General features: G+C 60.3%; 3 protein-coding genes. All 3 read right to left on the minus strand.

Annotated elements, in window-relative coordinates:
• A partial coding sequence (locus HKN37_07810; protein ID NNE46550.1) for a hypothetical protein occupies window positions 1-264 on the minus strand: 264 nt, incomplete at its 3' end.
• Window positions 265-296: 32 nt separating this feature from the next.
• Entirely contained in the window at window positions 297-1,046 is a 750-nt protein-coding gene (locus HKN37_07815) for a response regulator (GenBank protein ID NNE46551.1), read from the minus strand.
• A 24-nt stretch (window positions 1,047-1,070) separates the two neighbouring features.
• On the minus strand, window positions 1,071-2,097 hold a 1,027-nt coding region (locus HKN37_07820), incomplete at its 5' end, for a HAMP domain-containing protein (GenBank protein ID NNE46552.1).

A 2,097-nucleotide genomic window follows, 5' to 3' on the forward strand; every position in this document is an offset into this window, starting at 1 on the left:
ACTCAGCGCAGCCGCGTTGCGAGCCTCCCGGTAGAACCGCTCTCTCTCAAGATCCGAATCCAGTGCTCGCGCCGGCAGGACTTTCAGCGCAACGGTTAGACCCAGGCGAGAGTCGCGCGCCCTGTACACGATGCCCATCCCGCCACGACCCAGCTCGCCCTCGATCTCGTAGTGAGAAATAGTGACAGGTGTGCCGCTCATGAACGAGAAAAGGGCTGATACGAACGAGCGTGATCCGGACGTGTATTCTAGGTGGACGGCCACGCACCATTTGTGGGGGAAAACCTGATAGCGCGTCAGGCCTGTTGAAGCCGGGCAATCTCCTCCTCGATGCTCGTCGGCATCACGCAGGCGATCCAGCCCTCTCCGTAGGGGTCTGCGGAAACCAGAGCGGGTTCGCTCTCGAGTCGGCCGTTCGACTGCTCCACCCGGCCTCCGATCGCACACCACGCTCGATGCACGTGCCCATCCGTTGCCGTAACCCGCGTCAAATCGCACCCCTGGCGGAGCATCGTGTTCGGGACCGGAATGTCCAGCGACTCGATCGGGCCCACCGTTTGAAGAAACGTCCTGACCAGTCCAAGCGTGACGGTGCCATCATCCTCCCGCCGCGCCCACGTATGACCATCGAGCATGAAACACTCAACAGGTGCGTCGTTGGCGATCGCGTCGCCTTCAACCAGTCTTCCAGCCCTCGTGAGGGTGCTCAACGCCTCCTCCACGGTAAACGGCTTTGGCAAGAAATCGACCGCCCCGCTCTCAAGGCACAGGAGAACGTGTTCGGCATTCGCATAGCCCGTCATGCAGACGGACACCAGAGACGGAAACCGGCTCGAACACTTCCGGACTAGCTCAAGGCCCGACTGGCCCGGGAGTTTGATGTCCGCAAGCAGTATGTCTGGCTCTCTTTCGTTGATCTTCTCCAGCGCTTGCTCTGCAGAACCCGCCACGCGATGCTCAATGGAGTGTGCAGACAGTATCCGCCGCACGGCGCCAAGCACCACGTCTTCATCATCAACAACCAGTACTTCACGTTTCGATATCATGCGCTCTGTGTCCAGGAGTTCTGGCTATTCCGACGGGGCTGTTGCCGCCAACTCAGCTTCCTTCGCCGGGAGCCTGATCGTAAATCTCGTGCCTTCGCCGGGGTCACTCGACACCTGCACGTCCCCTCCGTGGTCCTCCACGATGCCCCACACGATCGCGAGCCCAAGTCCCGTACCCTCGGTGCCCTTTGTCGTGAAGAACGGGTCGAAGATCTTGTCCATGTGCTCTTCCTTAATGCCGCCGCCCGTGTCACTCACATCGAGTTGTACCGTCGAGGCGACCCCGTCCGGCCCATCGGCCTTGCTCCCGGGAGCCGTCTTGACGGTGACCGTCCCGCCTTCCTTTGACATGGCGTCGGCCGCGTTTACGAGCAGATTAACGAGGACCTGCTCCATCTGCCCCGAGTCGATGTTCACGGGAGGAAGATCCTGATGAAGATCCAGCACCAGTCGCGTCTTCTGGAGCGCAAAGTGGTGTTTTACCATACCCGATGCCACGTGGACCACCTCGTTGATGTCTGTCCAGCGGGGAGCGGCCGGCGTTTGCCTGGAGAAATCCAGCAACCCCGCAACGATATCGCGGCACCGCTTCGTCTCCCGGACGATTACCTCCAGGTCCTTCTTGAGCTCGGGTTCATCTACCTGGCTTAGCAGGAAGCTGCCGTAGGTCAGAACCCCGGTCAAGGGATTATTGAGCTCATGCGCAACGCCCGCTGCAAGACGACCCACCGAGGCGAGCTTGGACGACTGGAAGATCTGTCGTTGAGCCTCGGCCAGTCGGTGCGTCATGTCATTGAACGACGTGCCAAGCTGTCCGATTTCGTCCTGACTTCGAACGGGTACGGACGTCGACAGGTCACCGGCCGCCACGCGCTGCGTGGCTTCAACAAGAAGCTCAACAGGGTGCAGGACCAAGCGGCGAATCATCACAAAGATGATCAGGCTGATTGCGATCATGACCACAAATGAAAGCCCGATGACCATCAACGTCGCCGACCGTCGTTGCTGGTCGACCTCCTCCAGTGGCAGGGTGAGATCGAGCACACCCAAC

It is taken from the genome of Rhodothermales bacterium (genome assembly GCA_013002345.1).
Taxonomy (GTDB): domain Bacteria; phylum Bacteroidota; class Rhodothermia; order Rhodothermales; family JABDKH01; genus JABDKH01.

Bases quoted from the DNA above. Each gene is read 5' to 3' on its own strand.
- HKN37_07815 (NNE46551.1), bottom strand. From the start codon at position 1,046: ATGATATCGAAACGTGAAGTACTGGTTGTTGATGATGAAGACGTGGTG.